22 protein-coding genes are annotated in these 19,056 nt (G+C 72.0%); 13 read left to right on the top strand and 9 right to left on the bottom strand.

Going from position 1 to position 19,056, the window contains the following annotated elements:
- The first annotated feature begins 190 nt into the window (after window positions 1–190).
- The 7 genes from Nocox_RS41500 (at window position 191) to Nocox_RS41530 (ending at window position 6,721) form a co-directional block, all read left to right on the top strand.
- The gene (locus Nocox_RS41500) at window positions 191–1,603 is read left to right on the top strand and encodes a Rieske 2Fe-2S domain-containing protein (RefSeq protein WP_051112434.1); all 1,413 of its coding nucleotides are present in this window, start codon (window positions 191–193) and stop codon (window positions 1,601–1,603) included.
- On the top strand, window positions 1,600–2,190 hold the full coding sequence (locus Nocox_RS41505; protein ID WP_020540908.1) for a 3-phenylpropionate/cinnamic acid dioxygenase subunit beta: 591 nt from the start codon (window positions 1,600–1,602) through the stop codon (window positions 2,188–2,190). The genes Nocox_RS41500 and Nocox_RS41505 overlap by 4 nt, the downstream gene beginning before the upstream one ends.
- Window positions 2,187–2,492 carry a hypothetical protein gene (locus tag Nocox_RS41510; protein ID WP_020540909.1) on the top strand — a complete coding sequence of 102 codons (306 nt, stop codon included), beginning with the start codon at window positions 2,187–2,189 and terminating at the stop codon, window positions 2,490–2,492. Before Nocox_RS41505 ends, Nocox_RS41510 begins: the two co-directional genes overlap by 4 nt.
- A gap of 94 nt (window positions 2,493–2,586) precedes the next feature.
- Entirely contained in the window at window positions 2,587–3,369 is a 783-nt protein-coding gene (gene hcaB / locus Nocox_RS41515) for a 3-(cis-5,6-dihydroxycyclohexa-1,3-dien-1-yl)propanoate dehydrogenase (RefSeq protein ID WP_020540910.1), read from the top strand.
- 40 nt (window positions 3,370–3,409) lie between these two features.
- Window positions 3,410–3,607 carry a ferredoxin gene (locus Nocox_RS41520; protein WP_020540911.1) on the top strand — a complete coding sequence of 66 codons (198 nt, stop codon included), beginning with the start codon at window positions 3,410–3,412 and terminating at the stop codon, window positions 3,605–3,607.
- On the top strand, window positions 3,604–4,830 hold the full coding sequence (locus Nocox_RS41525) for an NAD(P)/FAD-dependent oxidoreductase (RefSeq protein ID WP_020540912.1): 1,227 nt from the start codon (window positions 3,604–3,606) through the stop codon (window positions 4,828–4,830). The genes Nocox_RS41520 and Nocox_RS41525 overlap by 4 nt, the downstream gene beginning before the upstream one ends.
- 397 nt (window positions 4,831–5,227) lie before the next feature.
- Complete coding sequence (locus tag Nocox_RS41530; protein ID WP_157382795.1) at window positions 5,228–6,721, top strand: FtsX-like permease family protein; 1,494 nt, start codon at window positions 5,228–5,230, stop codon at window positions 6,719–6,721.
- Window positions 6,722–6,757: 36 nt separating this feature from the next.
- Here Nocox_RS41530 and Nocox_RS41535 read toward each other — a convergent pair whose 3' ends face one another.
- From Nocox_RS41535 to Nocox_RS41555, 5 genes are all read right to left on the bottom strand, one after another.
- Window positions 6,758–7,576, bottom strand: a complete 819-nt coding sequence (locus tag Nocox_RS41535; protein ID WP_020540914.1) for a cytochrome c biogenesis CcdA family protein — start codon at window positions 7,574–7,576, stop codon at window positions 6,758–6,760.
- Complete coding sequence (locus Nocox_RS41540; RefSeq protein WP_026213877.1) at window positions 7,576–8,319, bottom strand: DsbA family protein; 744 nt, start codon at window positions 8,317–8,319, stop codon at window positions 7,576–7,578. Before Nocox_RS41540 ends, Nocox_RS41535 begins: the two co-directional genes overlap by 1 nt.
- 43 nt (window positions 8,320–8,362) lie before the next feature.
- Window positions 8,363–8,851 carry a hypothetical protein gene (locus Nocox_RS41545; RefSeq protein WP_026213878.1) on the bottom strand — a complete coding sequence of 163 codons (489 nt, stop codon included), beginning with the start codon at window positions 8,849–8,851 and terminating at the stop codon, window positions 8,363–8,365.
- 56 nt (window positions 8,852–8,907) lie between these two features.
- Window positions 8,908–9,303: a hypothetical protein gene (locus tag Nocox_RS41550; RefSeq protein ID WP_020540917.1), complete on the bottom strand. Its 396-nt coding sequence runs from the start codon at window positions 9,301–9,303 to the stop codon at window positions 8,908–8,910.
- 67 nt (window positions 9,304–9,370) lie between these two features.
- Window positions 9,371–9,841 (bottom strand): MarR family winged helix-turn-helix transcriptional regulator, encoded by a 471-nt coding sequence (locus Nocox_RS41555; protein WP_026213879.1) that lies wholly within the window; start codon window positions 9,839–9,841, stop codon window positions 9,371–9,373.
- A 246-nt stretch (window positions 9,842–10,087) separates the two neighbouring features.
- Between Nocox_RS41555 and Nocox_RS41560 the strand changes: the two genes are divergently transcribed.
- The 6 genes from Nocox_RS41560 to hypF all read left to right on the top strand — a co-directional run bounded on the left by Nocox_RS41560 (window position 10,088) and on the right by hypF (window position 16,330).
- The gene (locus tag Nocox_RS41560; protein ID WP_084685270.1) at window positions 10,088–11,941 is read left to right on the top strand and encodes an extracellular catalytic domain type 1 short-chain-length polyhydroxyalkanoate depolymerase; all 1,854 of its coding nucleotides are present in this window, start codon (window positions 10,088–10,090) and stop codon (window positions 11,939–11,941) included.
- Between the two features lie 134 nt (window positions 11,942–12,075).
- Window positions 12,076–12,567, top strand: a complete 492-nt coding sequence (locus Nocox_RS41565; RefSeq protein ID WP_020540920.1) for a PadR family transcriptional regulator — start codon at window positions 12,076–12,078, stop codon at window positions 12,565–12,567.
- Window positions 12,546–13,166 (top strand): D-sedoheptulose-7-phosphate isomerase, encoded by a 621-nt coding sequence (locus Nocox_RS41570; RefSeq protein ID WP_246649695.1) that lies wholly within the window; start codon window positions 12,546–12,548, stop codon window positions 13,164–13,166. The genes Nocox_RS41565 and Nocox_RS41570 overlap by 22 nt, the downstream gene beginning before the upstream one ends.
- Complete coding sequence (locus tag Nocox_RS41575) at window positions 13,163–13,396, top strand: HypC/HybG/HupF family hydrogenase formation chaperone (protein WP_020540922.1); 234 nt, start codon at window positions 13,163–13,165, stop codon at window positions 13,394–13,396. The genes Nocox_RS41570 and Nocox_RS41575 overlap by 4 nt, the downstream gene beginning before the upstream one ends.
- On the top strand, window positions 13,380–14,048 hold the full coding sequence (locus tag Nocox_RS41580) for a D-sedoheptulose-7-phosphate isomerase (protein ID WP_020540923.1): 669 nt from the start codon (window positions 13,380–13,382) through the stop codon (window positions 14,046–14,048). Before Nocox_RS41575 ends, Nocox_RS41580 begins: the two co-directional genes overlap by 17 nt.
- Before the next feature lie 5 nt (window positions 14,049–14,053).
- A complete protein-coding gene (gene hypF, locus Nocox_RS41585; protein WP_211212524.1) occupies window positions 14,054–16,330 on the top strand; it encodes a carbamoyltransferase HypF in 2,277 nt (758 codons plus the stop codon).
- Between the two features lie 14 nt (window positions 16,331–16,344).
- Here the strand turns inward: hypF and hypE are convergent, their stop codons facing one another.
- From hypE to Nocox_RS44360, 4 genes are read right to left on the bottom strand one after another with little or no spacing between them, the layout of a single operon-like run.
- Window positions 16,345–17,421, bottom strand: coding sequence for a hydrogenase expression/formation protein HypE (hypE, locus tag Nocox_RS41590; RefSeq protein ID WP_026213881.1), 1,077 nt, complete (start codon window positions 17,419–17,421; stop codon window positions 16,345–16,347).
- 4 nt (window positions 17,422–17,425) lie between these two features.
- A complete protein-coding gene (gene hypD / locus Nocox_RS41595) occupies window positions 17,426–18,631 on the bottom strand; it encodes a hydrogenase formation protein HypD (RefSeq protein ID WP_020540926.1) in 1,206 nt (401 codons plus the stop codon).
- Between the two features lie 11 nt (window positions 18,632–18,642).
- Window positions 18,643–18,915, bottom strand: a complete 273-nt coding sequence (locus Nocox_RS41600) for a HypC/HybG/HupF family hydrogenase formation chaperone (protein WP_020540927.1) — start codon at window positions 18,913–18,915, stop codon at window positions 18,643–18,645.
- Between the two features lie 17 nt (window positions 18,916–18,932).
- Window positions 18,933–19,043 carry a DUF6893 family small protein gene (locus Nocox_RS44360; RefSeq protein WP_425517746.1) on the bottom strand — a complete coding sequence of 37 codons (111 nt, stop codon included), beginning with the start codon at window positions 19,041–19,043 and terminating at the stop codon, window positions 18,933–18,935.
- Window positions 19,044–19,056: the final 13 nt, after the last annotated feature.

Consider the following 19,056-nt stretch of genomic DNA (forward strand, 5'->3'; position numbering starts at 1 on the left):
TGCAGAGGATATCTCTGAAACAGGCACCGGCGCCTCGCTTCCCTGCGATCACAGATCACCGCCGGCTCTCCGGGGGCGGGCGGCGCCGCGCCGGGCCGCGGCCGAAGTTCGCGGCACCGCTTGCCGTTCTACTCTTATATGTAGAGAATGCCTCTGATAGACAGAACTAGGAAACTGAGGCTCATCCACCATGCGTGATCATGGAACCGTCCTCGACGACGTCAGGCGCGGGATGACTCCCGCCCACATCTACAACGACCGCGAGATCTTCGACCTGGAGAGAGAGCGGCTGTTCAGCCGGGCGTGGATGTTCGTGGGACACGAGTCGGAGGTGCCCGAGCCGGGCGACTACGTCGTGCGCCGGGTGCTGGAGGACTCCTTCATCGTCGCGCGCGGGAACGACGGCGACGTCAGGGTCATGTTCAACATGTGCCTGCACCGGGGCATGCAGGTGTGCCGGGCGGAGATGGGCAACGCCACACACTTCCGATGCCCGTACCACGGATGGTCCTACCGCAACGACGGCCGGATCGTCGGCCTGCCCTTCCACCAGGAGGCGTACGGTGGCGAGGCGGGCTTCCGCCGCAGGGGGCAGGCCCTGTTGCCGGCGCCCTCGCTCGACACCTACAACGGGCTGATCTTCATCAGCCTGGACCCCGACGCGCCGCCCCTCAGGGACTATCTCGGGGATTTCACGTTCTACCTCGACTACTACACCAAGCAGTCGGCGAGCGGCATCGAGCTGCGGGGGCCGCAGCGCTGGCGGGTCAAGGCCAACTGGAAGATCGGCGCCGAGAACTTCGCCGGGGACATGTACCACACGCCGCAGACCCACGCCAGCGTGGTGGAGATCGGCCTGTTCCGTGAGCCCAAGGCGGAGAAGCGCAAGGACGGCTGCACCTACTGGGCCGGACGCGGCGGCGGCACGACGTACAAGCTGCCCCCGGGCACCCTCGACGAGCGGCTCCGGTACGTCGGCTACCCGGACGCCATGATCGAGCGGATGAAGACGACCTGGTCAGCGGAGCAGCTGGCGGTGATCGGCGACAACGGCTTCATGATCTCCGCGGCATCGGTGTTCCCCAACCTCAGCTTCGTGCACAACTGGCCGAAGATCGAGGACTCCGAGGACGTGCTCCCGTTCATCTCGATCCGCCAGTGGCAGCCGATCAGCGAGGACGAGACCGAGGTGCTGTCGTGGTTCGCCGTCGACAAGGAGGCGCCGGAGGAGTTCAAGGCCCTCTCCTACAAGGCCTACCTCATGTGCTTCGGCAGCACCGGCATGTTCGAGCAGGACGACGTGGAGAACTGGGTCTCGCTCACCACCACGGCGGCCGGGTCGATGGCACGACGGCTGCTGCTCAACAACAGGATGGGGCTGCACTCCGACGACAGCCCGGTCGTCCCTCCCCTGACGCCCGGCGAGTTCGCCGGCCCCGGCGTGGCCAGGGTCGGCTACGGCGAGTACAACCAGAGGTCCCTGCTCAGTGACTGGGCCGACCATCTGGAACGCCCCGCCGTCCGCCGCACCCCGGTCGAGGTCGGGACGCCCGCCTCACCACGCCTCGCCGACGGCGACGACCTTCCGGAGGCCGGCCGGTGAACCCGCACCACATCCGCGTCGACTCCCGCCGGTCACCCCTCGGCGCGCACGCCTCCACCACGAGCCGCGTCGGACGCGCTCTCGCCTTCGACGACGCCCGCCACCTCACCGCCCACCGCTGGCTGGTCGACGAGGCCTACCTCCTCGACGAGCAGGACTACCCGGCCTGGCTGGAGCTGCTGACCGAGGACATCCACTACTACATGCCGGTGAAGGTGACCACGGCGCTGGGCGCCGGGTACGACACCGCCCCCGGCATGGCCCACTTCGACGAGAACAGATACTCCCTGCGCCAGAGAGTGGCCAGGTTCGCGACCGAGCACGCGTGGACCGAGGACCCGCCGTCACGGCTCCGGCACTTCGTCACCAACGTGCGCACCTTCGCCACGGACCGGGACGACGAACTCATCGTCGAGTCCGCCGTGCTCCTGTTCCGCAGCCGCGGCGACGTCGGGGAGTCCGCGCTGGTCTCCGCGGGCCGCGAAGACCTCCTACGGCACTGCGAGGGCGAGTGGAAACTGGCGCGCCGCCTGATCGCCGCGGACGAGTCGGTGATCCGCATGCAGAACTTGGCGATCTTCCTATGAGCCTGACCTGGGAGGGCGAGGCGGCGGACCGCCGCGCCGCGGAGCTCGCCGCCGCGCGGCGACGGCACCTCCTCGACAACGCGGTCGGCGACCCCATCGTCATCGCCAACGAGTTCGCCGAGATCCGCGTCGTGTGCGTGCGGACCCGGAACGGCACGCGCCTGCTGATCGACTCCCCGAAGACCGGGCAGTGGATCACCGTCGACCCGCTCGAACTCGAGGCCCTGACCTGGCAGAACACGGCGACGCTGTCCGCCATGGTGGGGCATCCGTTCAGGCCGCTGCTGACGGACACGCCGTGACCCGCGTGCCGGGCCCACGGTTGGACCGCCCGTGCCGGCTGCTCAGATCGGGCCTGGCTCCCGCCGCCCCTTTCGACGCTAGGAGTGTCCTCGTATGACCGGCTGGATGGACGGCCAGCGCGCGCTCGTCGTCGGCGGCGGATCCGGGATCGGACGCGCCGTCGTCGCCGCGTTCCTGTCGGAAGGCGCCCAGGTCGCCGTTCTCGAACGCGACAACGCCAAGGCGGACCTGCTCGCCGCGGAACTGCCCGGGGTGCCGGTCGTCGTCGGGGATGCGACCATCCCCGCCGACAACCGCGCCGCGGTGCGCGGCGCGGTCCGCCATTTCGGCGGCCTCGACGTCCTGGTCAGTTGCGTCGGGATCTTCGACTTCTACCGGGGCCTCGCGGACCTGGACGACGACGAGATCGACGACGCCTTCGACGAGATCTTCGCCGTCAACGTCAAGAGCAACCTCCACGCGGTGAAGGCCGCGCTGCCCGAGCTCCGCAAGACGCGCGGCTCGGTGATCCTGACGGAGTCGACCTCGGCCTACTACCCGGGACGCGGCGGCGTCCTGTACGTCAGCTCCAAACATGCCGTACGCGGCCTCGTCACCGCGCTGGCTCACGAGCTGGCGCCCGACATCCGGGTCAACGCGGTCGCGCCGGGCGGAACCATGAACACCGACCTGCGCGGCCCCACCGCGCTCGGCCTGCGGGACAAGCGGCTGAACGACACCCCCGGACGCGAGGCCGAGCTCGCCGGAAGAGTCCCCCTGGGCATCGCCATGTCGGGGATGGACCATGCCTGGAGCTACGTCTACCTCGCCTCCCGGCGCGTGCGGGGCGTCACCGGGGACGTCGCCCATTCCGACGGCGGCATCCGCGTCAGGTGACGGACCTCGCAACCCCGACCTTCACAGAGGAGTGATACACGTGGCAGCCGTAGAAGCCGACCTGGGAGCGTGCCAGGGCTACGCCAACTGCGTCGTCGGCGCCGACCGCTACTTCGACATCGACGACGACGGAGTCGTCGTGCTGCTCAGGACCGAGGTGGCGGACGAAGACCGCCGGCGCGTCGAAGAGGCGGTGCGCAGTTGCCCCGTCTCCGCGCTCAGGGTGACCGGCGCATGACCCGCACGCTGATCGTCGGAGCCTCCGTCGGAGGCGTCCGCACGGCGCAGGCGCTGCGGACGAGCGGATACGACGGCGAGATCGTCCTCGTCGACAGGGAAACGGAGGCGCCGTACGACAAGCCGCCGCTCAGCAAGGCTCTGCTGACCGGGTCGGCCACCCCGGACGGCATCCGCCTGCTGACACCGAAGCAGGCCGACGCCGCCCGGATCGACCTGCGTCTCGGCCGGCGCGCCGTCGGACTCGACCCGCGGGCCCGCGTGGTGTCGTTCGACGACGGAAGCTCCTCCGGCTACGACCACGTCGTGGTCGCCACCGGCGGCGTGGCCCACCGCCCGCCCTGGGCGACGACGGACGGGGTGCACGTCGTACGCACGCTGGCCGACGCGATCGCCCTGCGGCGCGACCTCGTCGCCGGCGGCCCTCTGGTGGTGATCGGCGCCGGGTTCGTCGGCGCCGAGATCGCCTCCACAGGACGCCTGCTCGGTCTCGAGGTGACGTTGGTCGATTCCCAGCCGGTCCCGATGAGCAGGTCCTTGAGCCCGGACGTCGCGAAAGCGGTGCTGGCCCTGCACGAGGGCGCGGGCATCCGGTGCCTGATGGGCGTCGGAGTGTCCGGCGTCTCCGGAAGCCGGGGGCGGCTGACGGTGACCCTGGACGACGGCGCCGAACTCGAGGCCGCCACCGTGGTCGCCGGAGTCGGCGCCGCCGCCAACGACGCCTGGCTCGCCACGTCCGGCCTGGAGGTGGACGACGGCGTGGTCTGCGACGAACAGGGCCGAGCCGTGGGCGCCACCGATGTCTACGCGGTCGGCGACGTCGCGCGCTGGTTCGACCCCGCGCGAGGGCGTCACGTCCGCGCCGAGCACTGGACCAACGCGGTCGAGCAGGCCGCCTGCGTGGCGCGCAACATCCTCGACCCGAGCTCACCGCGCGCGCACCAGCCCGTCCACTTCGTCTGGAGCGACCAGCACGCCTGGAAGATCCAGGTGATCGGCGACGCGTCCCGGTCGGTGGCCGCGACCGTGCTGGGTGATCCGATGGCCGATCAGCGGTTCGCGGCCCTGTACGCGGACGAGGGCGACCGGCTCCGCGGCGCCGTGGTCGTCAACTGGCCCCGAGCCCTGGTGCAGTGCCGCAAGGCGATGCGCGACGGCACCGCCTGGCGCGACCTCGAGGCCCTCCTCCTCACCTCCGGCGGCCGGGTCGGACGACCAGGCTGATCGCCTGGAGCCGCGTCGCGCTCGACGGGCATCACCGGGGCGAGGACAGGAAGCTGTTCCCCGCGATCGAGGCCGCGCACCCGCACCTCGCACCCGTGCTGCGCTCCCTCGAACAGGACCGCGCGCGCCGGGCGACTGGAGCCGTCCGGGATACGTGGCCTCGTCCTGGACTCGATCGCATGATCGAGGCTCCCCATAACGGCCTACGCGTCCGCATCAGCCACTGCACCGCCCGCCATGAACGGAATCGCCTGTGGGGGATTTTGGTCAGCGGGAATTGCCATTGTCTGCCGGCGCCCGGGCGGGCCACGTGCGCGGGAACCCAGGCCCGTCGCAAGACCCGCACCCGCGTGACGAGCGCATGTACGCCACCGTAGCGGATCACTACTATTCCGCCATGTCTTTCGATCTTGGTTTCTACGCCATCGGGTTCCTGATCGTCGCCGTGCTCGTGGGCCTTCCCCTCATGACCGCGATGGGGGCCATTCCTGCCGCATTGCTCTCCGCCCCGCCCAACCGCCACGAGTTCACGAACCGAAGAGTCGTCGTCCTGGGACTCTTCACATCGTTCGCGGGCGCCTGGTTGATGGGCCTCGGAGCATGGCTGGCGCGTGAAGATCTACGCTATGGCGCCATCGAATTTTTCGGATTTCTGCTGATCACCCTCGTCGGCACGGGCCTGCTCGCCGCCGGATTCGGCCCGCTGCCCTCATGGCTGCTGGAGATCCTCGGTCCGTTCGCGGAGCGACTGCCACCACCTCTTCGCCTGGCCGTCCGTGATCTGGCCCGCCGCCAGGCCCGTGCGGTGCTCGCGATCACGCTGGCGATGATGGCAACGGCCTTCGGCCTCGCGCTGACGGTCATCGCGGTCGGCGAAACGGCGCAGAGCAGGGCCGAGTACCTTCCTCGCGGGAGGCCGGGCAGCTTATTGGTCCAGTCAAGCTCTATGTTCATAAGGTCTTTCTCCGCCGCGGACGCGGCCGCCGTACGGGCGACGATGGAGCGGGAACTGCCCGGCGTGCCGATCGCCCAGAGCGAGACCGTCGCGGACTCATTGTGGTACTTCCGCGCTGAGGCGGACGGCGTCGAGATACCGGAGGAGGCCGTCTACTGGGACCAGGCCATCGGTGACGAGAAGCTGCTGCGCTACCTCACGGGCGATCAGTCGACGCCGTACGACGAGGGCACGGCCGTGGTGGTCACATCTGCCGACGTGAAAGTCGACTCGGTGAGCCTCGCCTACGAGACCGACAAGGACGATGAGACCACGGCGAGCAAGACCGTCCGAGCGATCGTCGCCAGGACCTCCGACCCTCACATGGAGACGATCTTCGTCCCCTCGAAGATCGTCCGGGATCTCGGCTACCAGCTCCAGCCGAGCGAGCTGATCGTCGACCCCACCCTTTATCGGGTCACCGCCCAGGAACAGCAGCGCCTCGACGATCGGCTGGACGACGCGGTCGCGGAGACCCACGTCGAACGGGGTTTCGAGGCTTCACTCGGGTGGCTGCCCGTCGCTGTGGCAGCGTTCCTCGCCGCTCTCGTGTGCGCGCTGACGTCCGGCTTCGGCCAGGCCACGAACTCGCGCCAGGCACGGGTCATGAGACGGGCCGGTAGCGGATCGGGCTCGGCCTTCCGGTGGTTCTGCGCCTGCCGCGCCGGCATGAGCTCTCTGTGCGGAACAGTTCTCGGCGCCGTCATCGGGTGTCCCGCCGGGATGCTCCTGCTGTGGCCTCTGACGATGCGTACCACGTGGGAGGAGCCGGCGCGGGTGCCGTTCGAGACGCCCTGGCCGGCGATCACAGCCATCGTGATCGGTCTTCCCCTCCTCGCCGCAGCTCTCGGCGCGCTCTTCGCCCGCGAGCATCCGGGCGCTCAGGCCGAGCCGTAACGCGGTCACGTCCTCATGTCCGGGCATCGGCCACCACTACCGGCGAAGCCGGAAGGCGGCCACCGCCGCCGTGCCGGCGGCGGCCAGGGCCAGTCCCAGCAGCAGGGCCCGGTCGGGGACCGCGTCACCGAGCCGTGCGGCGGTGGCCTGCCACGCGGCCTCGGCGTCGATGTCGAGGACGGAGGGCAGCGCCGAGGTGCCGTCGAAGAGCAGGAACATGATCCCCAGCACCACGAAGAGGGCCCCTCCGACCAGGGACGTACTGTGCGCGGTCAGCGGGCCCAGCCGCACGACACGCCCCCTCAGCCAGCGCCGGCGCCCGAGGTCGTAGCGGTCCCACAGCAGTGCCAGCACGAACATCGGCACGGCCATCCCCAGCGCGTAGACGGCCAGCAGGAGACCGCCGTGCACCGGGCTGCCGTCGAGAGCCGCGACGGTGAGGATGCCGCCGAGGATGGGGCCGGCGCAGAAGCCCGCCAGACCGTAGACGGCGCCCAGGGCGTACACCGAGACGGCGGACCCCGTCCTGCGCGTGCCCGCCGCCTGCTGCAGACGACGGGATCCGAATCCGATCCCCAGGACCTGAACCAGGCCCAGCACGATCATCGTCCAGCCGCCGATCGTGACCAGCAGGTCGCGGTTCCCGTAGAACAGGCGGCCGGCGAAGGAGCCGGCCACCCCGAGCGGCACCAGCGTCGTGCACAGTCCCGCGTAGAAGACGGCGGTGCGCGACAACAGGCGGGTGCGGCTGGTGAAGGAGTACGCGAAGAACGCCGGCAGCAGCAGGGCGCTGCACGGGCTGAGCAGCGCCAGCAGCCCGCCGAAGAAGGCCGTCGAGACGGTGACGCCGCTCATCACCCGGCTTCCTTCGCGGCCTGCTCGATGACGGCGCCGAAGGCGCTCAGCGGCTGCGCGCCCAGGATCGGCGTGGTGTTGACCAGGAAGGCGGGGGTGCTGGACACCCCCAGCACGTATCCCTCCTCCTGGTCCTTGCCCACGGCGGCGCCGGCCGCCTTCGACTTCTTGTCGGCCTCGAAGCGGTCGAGGTCGGGGACGCCCGCCTCACGCGCCATCTCGCGCAGCCGGGCGGAGGAGAATTCGCCCTGGTTACGCGCGCGCTCCTTGGCGTAGGCGACGTCGTGGAACTGCCAGAACCGGCCCTGCTGTCCGGCGGCCCAGGCGGCGCGGGCCGCCTGCTCCGATTCGGCGCCGAAGATGGGGAAGTTGCGCCACTCGATGCGCAGCACTCCCTTGTCGACGTACTTGCGGAGGAGCTCCGGCTTGGTCTCCCTCGCGAACTTGCCGCAGAAGGGGCACTGGAAGTCCTCGTAGGCGATCAGTACGACGGGTGCGTCGGCTCGGCCCAGGGCCATCGGGTCGCCCTCCATCCTCCGGGCGAGGGCGAGCAGCGACTTCTGCTGTTCGTCGGAAGTGGCCTGGACGGTGGGCGAGGAGGCGGCGGGGACGGGCCGGGCCGGGGACGCGGAGCCGCCGCTGACGCCGCCGAGGGCGAGCCCCGCGGCGAGGGCGGCCGTCACACCGCCGCTGACGACGATCCAGGTCAGGCGGCGACGGCGGGTACGAAGAGAGGAAGGCATGGCACCTCCAGGTGATGAGTGCGGAGGAGGAAGAAGGGTGGGTTCAGGCGGCGGACGGCACGGGGCAGGCCGCCTCGGTGGCCAGGCGCCGCAGGGCGGCCTCGGCCAGCAGGGCGAGGGAGAGCACCGCGACCGCGGGTTGCAGGGGCGCCCAGTAGCTCAACGCCCCCGAGGTGCCCAGCAGGAGCAGGACCGCCTTGTTGCAGACGGGGCAACCGACGGCGAGGAAGGACAGCACCGCACCCGCCGACCCGAGCGAACGCCCGGTCGCGTCGTCCCGGTCCGCGACCGTCCTGGTCCGCACGTAGGTGGCGAGCACCACGGCCGTCAGCACGGCGGCGAGGCCCAGCACGGGGTAGTTCCACCACACCGGCGGCACCGAGCGGGAGAACAGCGGGGTCGGGATGAGGGCTGTGGGCACGCCCAGGACGACGGCCGCCAGCGGCGTGGCCGCCGCCACGGCGAGCCGGCGCCGGCGGGGCCAGCGGCTCAGGGCGGCCCAGGCCGCCCGTGGGGAACGGGAAGAGGACACGGGAAACTCTCCACTCGTACGGGGAAGTGACAGGAACACGCGGACACCGCGCGTTCCTACACGCGTCGTACGGAGAGTTCGGTGAGGTCGGGCGGAGACTCGGTCGGATTGCGGCGCGGGGCGCCGGTGCGCGTGGGCGCCCGGGCCGGCGCCAGGGCGTCGTTCTCCACCGGCAGCGCGCGGGCGGGCAGGGCGCCGATGCGCGGGTGCTGCTGCTCGGGCTGCGCCTTCTTCAGGCACCGGGTGCCCGCCGGGACGGCGGGCGCCGTCTCGTCGGTAGCTCCCAGCGACTCATGAGCTTCTCCCCCGTCAGCGTGGGCCGCGGTGACCGCGGTCGCGGAGCCCGCCATCGCTGACGGTGCCAGGGAGGCGCCGGTGACGCAGAACAGCGCGGCCAGCAGGGTCAGCAGCGCGAGAGGAGCGCCGATGGCGCCCTGCCGCTTCCCCCGCATTCCTGCCTCCGCTTGTCTCGCCCACCGTGGACCAGGTACCCCCGAGCGTATCCGAACGGGGGCCGGGTCAGGGCCGTGTGTCCGGGTGGAGGGCTCGGGCGCAGCGTATGAGTGCTTCCGCGAGGGTCGTGCGGTCCGGGTCGTCGATCTCGGCGAGCATGACGGCTTCGATGCTGTCGAGAGAGCGGTCGCATCGCCGGAGGGTGCGCAGACCTTTCGGGGTGAGGCGGGTGCGGAGGGCGCGGCCGCCGTTCGGGTGCGGGTCGCGGCGGATCAGGCCGCGTTGTTCGAGGTCGCGGATGACCAGGTTCATCGCCTGCGGGGTGACGAAGGCGATGCGGGCCAGGTCGGCCGAGGACGGGGCGTCGCGCAGGCGCAGCTCGCTGAGCGCCATGTATCCGGTGGTCGTCATGCCGTGCCGGGCGAGCGCTTCGTCCAGGCAGGCGCGGATGCGGCGTTCCAGCCGGAACACCAGGTAGCTCACACGGGGCGGCGGGGCGTCCGGCGCAGCGGCCGCGGGGGCACCCGGATCGGTCACCAGGAGACGATATCGCGCCCCCGCGGGAACGGGCTCCGATGAAAGTTTCCCACCCTCTTATCAAGGAGCTTGATAACAAGTTGCTTGATAACCAGCGGAAACGGCGCTCTGCCAGGTGAACCGGCGGGCACGCCCACCAGGCGTGCGTTGACGGTGAACCGTGGCCCTTCTATTTTCCAGCGACCGACGTCAATACGCGGCGGACCGATCGGCGGCGCGCCGCGGACATGGAGAGGAGGGGCGCGCATGAGACGCTTGACCACAGTGCTGGCCGGTGCCTGCGCCGCGGCGCTCTTTGCCGTCATGACCGTGGCACTCGGATCGCCAGCCGTCGCCGCCAGCCTGGTGGAGGTGACCAGCTTCGGCAACAACCCGGGCAACATGCGGATGCACGTCTACGTGCCTGACTCGCGCCCGGCCTCGCCGGCGATCGTGGTCGCGATGCACGGCTGCGGCGGCTCCGGTCCCGGCTTCTACCAGGGCAGCGAGTTCGCCTCGCTGGCGGACCGGTACGGCTTCATCGTCATCTACCCGACCGCCACCCAGTCGGCGGGGTTCGGCAACTGCTTCGACACCTGGTCGGACGCGGCCAAGCAGCGCGGCGGCGGCAGCGACCCGGTCTCGATCCTCTCGATGATCGACTATGCCGAGCGGACCTACCAGGGAGACCCGGACCGGGTCTACGCCACCGGAAGCTCGTCCGGCGGCATGATGACCCAGCACATGCTCGCCGTCCACCCGGACGTGTTCAAGGCCGGGGCCTCCTTCATGGGGGTGCCCTTCAACTGCTTCGCCGGCGCCTCCGACTACCCGCCAGGAAGCAGCAGGTGCACCGGCGGGAGCATGGACCGGACACCCCAGCAGTGGGGCGACGCGGTCCGCCAGGCGTACCCGGGATACTCCGGACCCCGCCCGCGCGTGCAGTTGTGGCACGGCACCGGCGACACCCTCGTGCCCTACTCGCTGCTGCGCGAGTCGATCGAGCAGTGGACCAACGTGTTCGGGCTGAGCCAGACCCCGACCAGCACCGACACCCCGCAGGCAGGCTGGAACCGCAGCCGGTACGCCAATGCGTCCGGCACCGTTCAGGTCGAGGCGTACAGCATCCAGGGGGCCGGGCATGTCCTTCCGCAGAGCGGCATGGCCCGCTATGCCGTCGAGTTCTTCGGCCTGACCGGCAGCCAGACCGACACCACGCCGCCGACGACGCCGGGCACGCCGGTCGCGTCCGGCGTGACCGCCACGACTGCCACGCTGACCTGGACGGCGTCCACCGACCAGGGCGGCTCCGGCCTGGCCGGCTACAACGTGTACCGGGAGCAGGGCGCCACCGACCCGCAGCTCGGCCAGTCCACCACCGCCTCGATCACCCTGACCGGGCTGAGCGCCGGCACCCAGTACCAGGTGTACGTACGGGCGCGTGACGGCGCGGGCAACCTGTCGGGCAACTCCGGGCTGGTCACCTTCACCACGACCGCCGGCGGAGGCGACACCACGCCGCCGACCGCCCCGACCGGGCTCACCGCCTCGGGCACCACCACAACCGGCACCAGCCTGACCTGGACGGCCTCCACCGACGACACCGGCGTGACCGGTTATGACATCCTGCGCGCCCCCGGCGCGACAGGCGGGACGTTCGCCCAGGTCGGCACCTCAACCACAACCTCGTTCACCGACACGGGCCTGTCCGCGGGCACCACCTACCGCTACCAGGTCCGGGCCCGCGACGCCGCCGGCAACGTCTCGCCGGTCTCCGGCACCGTCCAGATCACCACTCAGGGCGGCACGGGAGGCGCCTGCTCGGCCACCCCGACCGTGCAGTCCCAGTGGGGGAACGGGTACGTGATCCAGCCGCTGACCGTCACCAACACCAGCACCTCGACGATCACCAGCTGGACCGTCACGTTCACCCTGCCGGCCGGGCACACCCTGACCGGCTCGTGGAACGCCACCGTCACCACCAGCGGCCAGACCGTCACGGCCAGGAGCGTCGGCCACAACGGCACGCTCGCGCCGGGAGCCGGCACCACCAGCTTCGGCTTCCAGGCGAGCAGGCCCAGCGGCGACACGGCCGTGCCGTCCGGCTACACCTGCGCCTGACCGGCCCCTCGGGAGATTCTTGGCGTGGCTACGGCGATGACTCGTGCAAGAGGCTGACGCGCCGCCCGGCTCCGTGCCGGGCGGCGGTCTACTGTCCTGACGACCGGCCATGACCGCACGGGAGGAGGGGACCCATGTCGGGCAGTGACGTGCGCGGCCTGCTTCCTCCCTTCCTGCTGCTGCTCATCTGCGAGCGGCCCGGTCACGGGTACGACCTGATCGAGCGGCTGGCGCGGATGGGGGCGTCCGACGCGGAGCCCGGCCAGGTCTACCGCGCCCTCCGCTCGCTCGAACGCGCGGGCCACCTGGCCTCCGCCTGGGTGGCCTCCGAGGCGGGGCCGGCACGCAGGCGCTACGAGCTGACCACCGGCGGCATGGCGGAGCTGCAGGCGTGGATGCGCCGGTTGACCGAGGTCCGCCAGCTCCTTGAGACCTGCCTGGCCAGATGGACGCGGATCACTCAGGAAGCGGGCGGTCAGGATGAGGGCGGGCGCGGGCTCCCGGCCAGGCGCGGGCCGGCCGGGCCGGGTGAGGAGTCCCTGGCCTCGTGTGAGCCGGTCCCGGCCGTGCAGGAGGGCCCGGCGACCGGGTGGGAGGAGGCGACATGGGTGAGGACCCGGCGATGACGGACGTGTCCGCGGTGTCCCCAGTGTCCGCGGTGGCCGCAGTGGCCGCCGCGTTCGAGCGGCGCACGGGACCGGCGACCGCCGTCGGGGAGGACGCCGAGCGGATCGTCCGCGCCTGCCAGGCCATGGCGGAGCGGTTCCGCGAGGGCGGCAAGCTGCTGGTGTTCGGCACCGGCGGGTCGGTGGCCGACGCGCAGCACGTCGCCGTCGAGTTCGCGCATCCGGTCATCATGGGCAAGCCGGCGCTCCCGGCCGTCTCGCTCACCACGGACATGGCCGTGGCCACGGGCATCGCCCGCACCCAGGGCCTGGACGGGATCTTCGCCGCCCAGCTGCGGCTGCTGGCCGCGCCGCGCGACATCGCGCTCGGGCTGTCGGCCGACGGCGACTGCGCCGGCGTGCGCAACGGTCTCGCGGCGGCGCGCGCGCTGGGGCTGCTGACGGTGGCGCTCACCGGCGGGCGGGCGGCGCCCGAGGCGGACCACGTGCTGGCCGTCCGCTCCGACGACCCGCTGATCGTCAAGGAGGTGCACGTGACGATCTACCACGTGCTGTGGGAGCTCGTGCACGTCTTCCACGAGCTGGAGGCGGTCCGATGACGGAGCCGTGCCACGACGAGGTCTGCGTCACGTGCTCCGACGCGGCGGTGCCGATGCGCGTCCTGCGGCTGCTGGAGGACGGGCTGGCCCTGGTGGAGACGGAGTCGGGGCCGGAGGAGGTCAGCGTGGCGCTGGTGGACGCGCAGGTGGGCGACGTCGTCCTGGTGCACGCCAAGGAGGCCATCGCGATCGGCACGTACGGAGGGGAGAGCCGTGAGCACGGTCGGTGAGCCCGGCGGGATCGAGGCGCTCTACCCGTTCCTCGCGCCGGCGCCGGTCGACCGGGAAGCCGTCGTCACCGACCTGTGCGCGTCCACCAGGAGGAAGGCCGACGAGATCGTCGCGCTGCGCCGTTCGCTGGTCGCCCTGCACGCCGAGCGCCTGGTGGCGTGCGCCCGGGCGATGGCGGCGGCGTTCGAGGCGGGGGGCCGGCTGTTCGCCTTCGGCAACGGGGGGAGCAGCACGGACGCGCAGGCCGTCGCGCAGGTGTTCGCCGCCCCGCCGGAGCCGGCGCGCGCGGTCGCGGCGGTGCCGCTCGCCCAGGACGTCGCGCTGCTCACGGCGCTGTCGAACGACGTCGGGTACGAGCTGGTGTTCGCCAGGCAACTGGCCGCGCTCGGCCGCCGCGGCGACGTGGCGGTGGGGCTGTCCACCAGCGGGGGCTCGGCCAACGTGCTCAACGCCATGGCGGAGGCGTCCAGGCGCGGCATGCTCACCGTCGGGCTGGTCGGCTACGACGGCGGGCCGATGGCGCAGGAGGATCGGGTCGCGTACCTGTTCGTGGTGCCGTCGGCGTCGGTGCACCGCATCCAGGAGGCGCAGATCACCCTCTGCCACGTGCTGTGGGAGCTGACCCAGCGGGTGCTGACCGGCGAGACGTGACGGGCATGTCCGGTACGGGGGCGCGCCGGATCCGGGTGCGGGTCGAGGGGCTGGTGCAGGGGGTGGGGTTCCGGCCGTTCGTGTGCGGGCTGGCCGGGGCGTACGGGGTGTCGGGGTTCGTCGGCAACGACCCCGGTGGGGTGTTCATCGAGGCGGAGGGCGAGCCGTCCACGCTGGACGCGTTCACGGCCGGCCTGACCGGTCAGGCGCCGCCGCTCGCCCTGGTCGAGCGCGTCTCGGTGGAGCCGGCGGAGCCCGTGGGCGGGTCCGGTTTCCGCATCGTGCCCAGCCGGCGCGGCGAGTTCCCGGACGGCGCGCTGGTGTCGCCGGACGCGGGGACGTGTGCCGCCTGCCTGCGGGAACTGCGTGACCCGGGCGACCGCAGGCACCGGTACCCGTTCGCCAACTGCACCGACTGCGGGCCGCGGTTCACCATCGTCACCGGCGTGCCGTACGACCGGTGCGCCACGACGATGGCGGACTTCGCGATGTGCGCCGCCTGCGCGCGGGAGTACGGCGACCCCGGTGACCGGCGCTTTCACGCCCAGCCGGTGTGCTGCCCGGCGTGCGGGCCGGCGCTGCGCGCCCTCGGCGCGGACGGCCGGCCCGTGGCCGGGGATCCGGTCGAGGTGGCGGCGCGGTGGCTGGAGGCGGGCCGGGTCGTGGCGATCAAGGGGCTGGGCGGCTACCACCTCGCCGTCCTGGCCGCCGACGCGGCCGCCGTGGCCACGCTCCGGGCCCGCAAGCGCCGCGAGAGCCGGCCGTTCGCCGTGCTGGCGCCGGATCTGGCGGCGGCCGGGACGCTGGTCCAGCTCGACCCGGCGGCCGAACGGCTGCTCACCGGGACGGGCCGTCCGATCGTGCTGGCCCCGCGCCGCCGCGACGCGCCGGTGGCCGACGCCGTGGCGCCCGGGGCGCGCGACCTCGGGGTGATGCTGCCGTACACGCCGCTGCACCACCTGCTCGCCGACCGGCTGGCCGCGCCGTACGTGCTGACCAGCGGCAACCTCACCGACGAGCCCATCGCCCACCGCGACGAGGAGGCGCTGCGGCGGCTGGCGGGCGTGGCCGACGGGTTCCTCGTGCACGACCGGCGGATCGAGGCGCCCGCCGACGACTCGCTGGTGCGGGTCTTCCGCGGCCGGGAGCTGGTCGTCCGCCGATCGAGGGGGTACGCGCCGGCCCCCGTCGGCGTGCCGTGGCCGTTCCCCCGGCCGGTGCTCGCCTGCGGCGCCCAGCTCAAGAACACCTTCTGCGTGGCCAGGGGGAACCAGGCGTTCCTGTCGCAGCACATCGGCGACCTGGAGAACTACGAGACCCTGCGCTCCTTCGCCGAGGGCGTCGAGCACTTCTGCCGGATCTTCGGCGTCCGCCCGGCCGTGGTCGCCCACGACCTGCACCCGGAGTACCTGTCGACCGCGTACGCGCGCGACCGCGAGGGCGTGGACCTGGTCGGGGTCCAGCACCATCACGCGCACATCGCCTCCTGCCTGGCCGAGCACGGTCACGGCGGGCCCGTCATCGGGGTGGCGTTCGACGGGCTCGGCCTGGGCGAGGACGGCACGCTGTGGGGCGGGGAGCTGCTCGTCGCCGACCTGGTCTCCTTCAGGCGGGCGGGGCACCTGGAGGCGGTGCCGATGCCGGGCGGCGCGGCGGCGGTGCGGCAGCCGTGGCGGATGGCGGCGGCCTGGCTGGACCGGATCCACGGTGCCGCGCCGCCCGGCCTGCCGGTGGCCGAGCGGCATCGGGAGCAGTGGCCGGTGGTCGTCCGGATGGCGCGGACCGGGCTGAACTCCCCGCTCACGTCCAGCGCCGGGCGGCTGTTCGACGCGGTCGCGGCGGTCGCGGGCGTCCGCGACGTGATCGGGTACGAGGGGCAGGCGGCGGCCGAGCTGGAGGCCCGGGTGGATCCCGGCGAGCGGGGCGCGTACCCGGCCCGGCTGATCGAGGGCGAGCCCCTGGTCATCGCCGCGGGCGACCTGGTCGGGGCCGCGGCCGAGGACGTCGCGGCCGGGGTGGACGCGGGACGGATCGCCGCGCGGTTCCACCGGGGCCTGGCCGCGGCGGTGGTCCGCGCGGTCCGGGTGCTGGCCGAAGGGACCGGCCTGCGGACGGTGGCGCTGTCCGGCGGCGTCTTCCAGAACACCGTCCTGCTGGAGGCCGTGGTGTCCGGTCTGGAGCGGGAGCGGTTCCTGGTGCTGGTCCATTCCCGGGTCCCGCCGGGCGACGGCGGCATCGCGCTCGGGCAGGCGGTCGTCGCCGCGGCGAACGACCGCCGTTAGCCCGACCCTACGGGTCAGCAGATGCGCGGCAGCGGGTCACCGACCAGCAGGTCCACGATCCTGGTGCCGCCGAAGGCGGTGTTGAGCAGCACCATCCCCGGAGGCCCCGGCACGATCGAGCCGACCACCGCCGCGCCCTCCCCCACCGGATGCCGGCGCAGCGCCGCCACCGCGGCCTCCGCGTGGTCGCCGTCGACCACGGCCACGAACCTGCCCTCGCACGCCACGTACAGCGGGTCCAGGCCGAGCAGTTCGCAGGCGCCGGTCACGATCGGGCGCACCGGGACCGCGCGCTCGTTCACCGTCACGGCCACCCCGGCGCCGCGGGCCACCTCGTTCAGCACGGTCGCGACCCCGCCCCTGGTGGCGTCGCGCATCATCCGCACCGGGACGGCGTCGAGGAGCGCGGCGACGGCGTCGTGCACGGGCGCGGTGTCGGAGGTCAGGTCCGCCTCGATGTCCAGATCACCCCGGGCGATCATGACGGTGATGCCGTGCTCGCCGATCGGCCCCGACACGATCACCGCGTCCCCGGGCCTGACCTGCGACTCGCCCAGCGTGACCGGCCGTTCCAGGGCCCCGACGCCGGCCGTGGTCACGTAGCAGCCGTCGGCCTTGCCGCGCTGGACCACCTTGGTGTCGCCGGTCACCACCCGCACGCCGGCCCGCTCGGCCGCGGCCGCCATCGAGGCGGCGATCCTGCGCAGGTCGGCGATCGGGAAGCCCTCCTCCAGGACGAACGCCGCCGACAGGTACATCGGCCTGGCCCCGCAGACCGCCAGGTCGTTGACGGTCCCGTTGACGGCGAGGTCGCCGATGTCGCCGCCGGGGAAGAACAGCGGCGAGACCACGTAGGAGTCGGTCGTGAAGACCAGCCGGCCGGTGCCGAGGTCGAGCGTGGCGCCGTCGTCGAGCGACTGGAGCACCGGGTTGCGGAAGGCGTCCACGAAGACGGCCTCGATCAGCGTCCGCGACGCCTTGCCGCCCGCGCCGTGCGCCAGCGTCACCCGCTCCTCGGTGATCTTCGGCTTGCGGCGGCGGACGCGTTCGATCCGCTCCAGCACCTGCTCCTCGCGAAACGCTGTGCTCATGGCCTCACTTCGTGAGGCTGCTCGGTCGCTCAAGCCCGCCGCCCTCCCTCGTCGCTCTGGTCGCTGCGCTCCCGCCGCTCCTCAGTCCAGGCAGCGGCGCGACCTCGCGGCGCCGGGTGAAGCGGCCGAAGTTGTAGTAGGCGGCGCAGGCGCCCTCCGAGGACACCATGCAGGTGCCGATGGGCGTCTCGGGCGTGCAGGCGGTGCCGAAGACCTTGCACTCCCACGGCTTCAGCACGCCTTTCAGCACCTCGCCGCACTGGCACGCCTTCGGGTCGGCCACCCGCACCCCCGGAACGGGGAAGCGCGTCTCGGCGTCGTAGGCCGCGTACTCCGCCCGCATCCGCAGCGCGGAGTGCGCGATGAAGCCCAGCCCGCGCCACTCGAAGTGCGGCCGGAGCTCCATCACCTGAGAGATCGCCGACAGCGCCCGGGGGTTGCCGTCCCACGGCACCACCCGCGTGTACTGGTTCTCCACCTCTGACCGGCCCTCGGCGAGCTGGCGCAGCAGCATGTACACCGACTGCAGGACGTCCAGCGGCTCGAACCCCGCGCACACCAGCGGCTTGCCGTAGTCGCGGGCGATGAAGGAGTACGGCCGGCAGCCGATGACGGTGGAGACGTGGCCGGGCCCGATGAAGCCGTCCAGCCGCTGGTCGGGCGAGTCCAGGATGGCCTTGATCGCCGGGATGATCGTCACGTGGTTGCAGAAGACCGCGAAGTTCCCGATGCCCTCGGCGGCCGCGCGCAGCACGGTCATCGCCGTGGACGGGGCGGTGGTCTCGAACCCGATGGCCATGAAGACGACCGTGCGCTCCGGGTTCTGCCGGGCGATCTTGAGCGCGTCCAGCGGCGAGTACACCATGCGGATGTCCGCGCCCGCGGCCTTGGCGTCGAAGAACGAGCCCTGGCCGCCCGGGACCCGCATCATGTCGCCGAAGGACGTCATGATCACGCCCGGCTCGCGGGCGATGGCGACGGCGTCGTCCACCCGCCCCATCGGGATGACGCAGACCGGGCAGCCGGGGCCGTGGACCAGCGACACCGACTCGGGCAGGTAGTCCTCCAGCCCGTGCTTGTAGATCGTGTGCGTGTGGCCGCCGCACACCTCCATGAAGGTGTAGCGCCGGCCGGGCTCGCACAGGTCCCGGATCCGCGCCGCCAGCTTCCTGGCCTCGCCCGCGTCGCGGTACTCATCGACGAACCGCACTGTCCCGCCTCTCAGGTGATGTCGGATTCCGCGAGCGCGTCGAGCTCGTCGGCGTACACCTGTCCCAGACCGCGCAGGAGTTCGAGCGTGGCCGCCGCCTCCCGCTCGTCGATCTTGGACATGGCGAAGCCGACGTGCACGAGCACCCAGTCGCCGGGACGGATGCCGTCCTGGCTGACCAGCCCGACGTTGATGGCCCGCCGGACGCCCGCGACCTCGACCTTGGCGAGTTCGGGCTGTCCGGGGATGAGTTCGACGATCTCGCCGGGAATGCCCAGGCACATCGGCTGCCTCGCTCCTCTCACATTCTTCGCATGGTGATGTAGCGCTTCATGGCGGGCAGTTCCCGCCAGATCATCGCGATGACCACGACCCCGGCGAACAGGGCCAGCAACTTGCCTGGCTGCCGCATGTCGACCTCCACC

Origin of the sequence: Nonomuraea coxensis DSM 45129, from assembly GCF_019397265.1 — a bacterium.
Lineage (GTDB): Bacteria > Actinomycetota > Actinomycetes > Streptosporangiales > Streptosporangiaceae > Nonomuraea > Nonomuraea coxensis.

Excerpts from the sequence above, each read along its gene's own strand:
- Nocox_RS41575 (WP_020540922.1), top strand. The coding sequence starts at position 13,163 with ATGACGGAGCCGTGCCACGACGAGGTCTGCGTCACGTGCTCCGACGCG.
- hcaB (WP_020540910.1), top strand. The coding sequence starts at position 2,587 with ATGACCGGCTGGATGGACGGCCAGCGCGCGCTCGTCGTCGGCGGCGGA.
- Nocox_RS44360 (WP_425517746.1), bottom strand. The coding sequence starts at position 19,043 with ATGCGGCAGCCAGGCAAGTTGCTGGCCCTGTTCGCCGGGGTCGTGGTC.
- Nocox_RS41500 (WP_051112434.1), top strand. The coding sequence starts at position 191 with ATGCGTGATCATGGAACCGTCCTCGACGACGTCAGGCGCGGGATGACT.
- Nocox_RS41525 (WP_020540912.1), top strand. The coding sequence starts at position 3,604 with ATGACCCGCACGCTGATCGTCGGAGCCTCCGTCGGAGGCGTCCGCACG.
- Nocox_RS41535 (WP_020540914.1), bottom strand. The coding sequence starts at position 7,576 with ATGAGCGGCGTCACCGTCTCGACGGCCTTCTTCGGCGGGCTGCTGGCG.
- Nocox_RS41600 (WP_020540927.1), bottom strand. The coding sequence starts at position 18,915 with ATGTGCCTGGGCATTCCCGGCGAGATCGTCGAACTCATCCCCGGACAG.
- Nocox_RS41550 (WP_020540917.1), bottom strand. The coding sequence starts at position 9,303 with ATGCGGGGGAAGCGGCAGGGCGCCATCGGCGCTCCTCTCGCGCTGCTG.
- hypF (WP_211212524.1), top strand. The coding sequence starts at position 14,054 with ATGTCCGGTACGGGGGCGCGCCGGATCCGGGTGCGGGTCGAGGGGCTG.
- hypE (WP_026213881.1), bottom strand. The coding sequence starts at position 17,421 with ATGAGCACAGCGTTTCGCGAGGAGCAGGTGCTGGAGCGGATCGAACGC.
- Nocox_RS41540 (WP_026213877.1), bottom strand. The coding sequence starts at position 8,319 with ATGCCTTCCTCTCTTCGTACCCGCCGTCGCCGCCTGACCTGGATCGTC.
- Nocox_RS41530 (WP_157382795.1), top strand. The coding sequence starts at position 5,228 with ATGTCTTTCGATCTTGGTTTCTACGCCATCGGGTTCCTGATCGTCGCC.
- Nocox_RS41570 (WP_246649695.1), top strand. The coding sequence starts at position 12,546 with ATGGGTGAGGACCCGGCGATGACGGACGTGTCCGCGGTGTCCCCAGTG.
- Nocox_RS41560 (WP_084685270.1), top strand. The coding sequence starts at position 10,088 with ATGAGACGCTTGACCACAGTGCTGGCCGGTGCCTGCGCCGCGGCGCTC.
- Nocox_RS41565 (WP_020540920.1), top strand. The coding sequence starts at position 12,076 with ATGTCGGGCAGTGACGTGCGCGGCCTGCTTCCTCCCTTCCTGCTGCTG.
- Nocox_RS41510 (WP_020540909.1), top strand. The coding sequence starts at position 2,187 with ATGAGCCTGACCTGGGAGGGCGAGGCGGCGGACCGCCGCGCCGCGGAG.